This is a genomic window from Bradyrhizobium sp. IC4060, assembly GCF_020193715.1.
In the GTDB taxonomy this organism is placed as follows: Bacteria; Pseudomonadota; Alphaproteobacteria; order Rhizobiales; family Xanthobacteraceae; genus Bradyrhizobium; species Bradyrhizobium yuanmingense.
In genome coordinates, this window is sequence record NZ_JADYVJ010000003.1 from 885,001 (window position 1) to 888,199 (window position 3,199).

At 56.2% G+C, this 3,199-nt stretch carries 2 tRNA genes and 2 rRNA genes (1 of these 4 cut by a window edge); all 4 read right to left on the reverse strand.

Annotated elements, in window-relative coordinates:
- A 23S ribosomal RNA gene (locus I6F16_RS15990) occupies positions 1-236 on the reverse strand (it extends 2,611 nt beyond the left edge of the window).
- Positions 237-620: 384 nt separating this feature from the next.
- Positions 621-696 (reverse strand) — tRNA-Ala (locus tag I6F16_RS15995).
- Positions 697-729: 33 nt separating this feature from the next.
- A tRNA-Ile gene (locus I6F16_RS16000) sits at positions 730-806 on the reverse strand.
- A gap of 192 nt (positions 807-998) precedes the next feature.
- Positions 999-2,487, reverse strand: a 16S ribosomal RNA gene (locus tag I6F16_RS16005).
- Together the 16S and 23S rRNA genes with 2 tRNA genes alongside form the textbook arrangement of a ribosomal RNA operon.
- Positions 2,488-3,199 lie beyond the last annotated feature (712 nt).

The following is a 3,199-nucleotide window of genomic DNA, read 5'->3' on the forward strand; positions in this document are numbered from 1 at the left end:
TACCTTCTCTTGATAACCGGAAATCCAAAACCTCTAGGGTCATGGTCCCGATCATTTCTGGTCGAACACCAAAACACAAGGTCTTGGAGTTCCGGCTATCGAAGGTGGGTTTCCCCATTCGGAAATCCGCGGATCAAAGCTTCTTCGCAGCTCCCCACGGCTTATCGCAGCGTAGCACGTCCTTCATCGCCTCTCAGCGCCAAGGCATCCACCGAACACCCTTAAGGCACTTGATTGCTCTCATTATCAATGTCCACACACTCGGCAGAATGTTGTCTGCACGATTGCCTTACGGCGCGCACCCTCGATGAATGCTACGTGCAGCCGGACATTGACTAGAAAGACCAGCTTGCTTCGTAAGATCGTTCCGATAGCGAGGCGGTCAAGCTTCGCTAAAAGGATCATTTTACAACTCGCATTCAACCTCACGGCTGAAAGCGAGCGCCGAAAATGATCCGGAGATAATGAAGGTTCGCGCAACAATCTGCTGCGCGACCCAACTCGGATCGATCTCCTCTTTACGATGTCAGAAAACACGCATCTTGCTGTCTATCCAGACTAGCAGGATGCGAAGTGATGTTTCGCGGACGACGGTGCAAGATCTCGGTGATCAAACCATCTGGTGGAGCCAGACGGGATCGAACCGACGACCTCATGCTTGCAAAGCACGCGCTCTCCCAGCTGAGCTATGGCCCCGTAACCAGAAGACGAATGCTCACTCGATGAAAGTGGTGGGCCTGGGAAGACTTGAACTTCCGACCTCACGCTTATCAAGCGCGCGCTCTAACCAACTGAGCTACAAGCCCCTAACGCATATCCCGTCAGGGACCGTGGGATCCTGCTTGATGCAGGCCCAGCGCGTGTTCGTCCGCGAAGAAAGAGAAACGAAGACGGCGAAATCCCGCCAATGCAGCTCAACGATCTGGCGATCTGTTGGCCACTGATGTTTCTAAAACGATCCGATAGTGAGCGTGAGCTCGCTGAAGGATCATCCTTAGAAAGGAGGTGATCCAGCCGCAGGTTCCCCTACGGCTACCTTGTTACGACTTCACCCCAGTCGCTGACCCTACCGTGGCCGGCTGCCTCCCTTGCGGGTTAGCGCACCGTCTTCAGGTAAAACCAACTCCCATGGTGTGACGGGCGGTGTGTACAAGGCCCGGGAACGTATTCACCGTGGCGTGCTGATCCACGATTACTAGCGATTCCAACTTCATGGGCTCGAGTTGCAGAGCCCAATCCGAACTGAGACGGCTTTTTGAGATTTGCGAAGGGTCGCCCCTTAGCATCCCATTGTCACCGCCATTGTAGCACGTGTGTAGCCCAGCCCGTAAGGGCCATGAGGACTTGACGTCATCCCCACCTTCCTCGCGGCTTATCACCGGCAGTCTCCTTAGAGTGCTCAACTAAATGGTAGCAACTAAGGACGGGGGTTGCGCTCGTTGCGGGACTTAACCCAACATCTCACGACACGAGCTGACGACAGCCATGCAGCACCTGTGCTCCAGGCTCCGAAGAGAGGGTCACATCTCTGCGACCGGTCCTGGACATGTCAAGGGCTGGTAAGGTTCTGCGCGTTGCGTCGAATTAAACCACATGCTCCACCGCTTGTGCGGGCCCCCGTCAATTCCTTTGAGTTTTAATCTTGCGACCGTACTCCCCAGGCGGAATGCTTAAAGCGTTAGCTGCGCCACTAGTGAGTAAACCCACTAACGGCTGGCATTCATCGTTTACGGCGTGGACTACCAGGGTATCTAATCCTGTTTGCTCCCCACGCTTTCGTGCCTCAGCGTCAGTACCGGGCCAGTGAGCCGCCTTCGCCACTGGTGTTCTTGCGAATATCTACGAATTTCACCTCTACACTCGCAGTTCCACTCACCTCTCCCGGACTCAAGATCTTCAGTATCAAAGGCAGTTCTGGAGTTGAGCTCCAGGATTTCACCCCTGACTTAAAGACCCGCCTACGCACCCTTTACGCCCAGTGATTCCGAGCAACGCTAGCCCCCTTCGTATTACCGCGGCTGCTGGCACGAAGTTAGCCGGGGCTTATTCTTGCGGTACCGTCATTATCTTCCCGCACAAAAGAGCTTTACAACCCTAGGGCCTTCATCACTCACGCGGCATGGCTGGATCAGGGTTGCCCCCATTGTCCAATATTCCCCACTGCTGCCTCCCGTAGGAGTTTGGGCCGTGTCTCAGTCCCAATGTGGCTGATCATCCTCTCAGACCAGCTACTGATCGTCGCCTTGGTGAGCCATTACCTCACCAACTAGCTAATCAGACGCGGGCCGATCTTTCGGCGATAAATCTTTCCCCGTAAGGGCTTATCCGGTATTAGCACAAGTTTCCCTGTGTTGTTCCGAACCAAAAGGTACGTTCCCACGCGTTACTCACCCGTCTGCCGCTGACGTATTGCTACGCCCGCTCGACTTGCATGTGTTAAGCCTGCCGCCAGCGTTCGCTCTGAGCCAGGATCAAACTCTCAAGTTGGACTTGAACTTTGAACCGGCTGATCACAACGTTTGACGAGGTCCCACCATTATCGACCGAAGTCGATGTGCTGCCCGCGATTCACATCGCTGGCAACGATGGTGTTTCCTTTAAAACGTGTACCGCCGAAGTCTTTCGTCCGGTCTCGATCAGAAAAGCCGAAGCTTCTCGGAAGCGAGACCCGCAAGGACTCCGCCGTCCACGTTTCTCTTTCTTCATCTTCACTTGTCAAACAGCCCGAGACCATGGAGGCCTCAACCTTCCTGAGAGGAAGGGTTCCGACACCCTTACCGACGATGGATGAACTCCAACCGACTGGTGTCGGCTGTTGTGTCACTCAACAAGGTGAGGAGCATCAGTGGCGCGTTCGCTCGCCTTGGTCAGTGACCCGGCGGCGCCGCGCTCAGTGGTTGGGGTTATAGGCCCCACCTTCCGGCCTGTCAACGCCAATCGTCAACAAATCGTCGCACAGCGGATCAGCGAGAAAACACCCACGATTCCAGCCATTTAGAAAGCCGCCGGGCACATCGAACGAGCCCGCCCGGCAAAAAATCTGAAAAAAAGTTTGCCCGCCGGCGGGCTCCGGAGGGCGCCTTGGAGCCCTCCCTGGCGGCCTCCCTCGGGGGCCCTCCTCCGCACTCCGCCACCCTGGGGGGCGCGCCGTCCCAAGCGCTGTCGGCCCCCCCGGCCAGACGCCCGCCTCCCCCGCTAG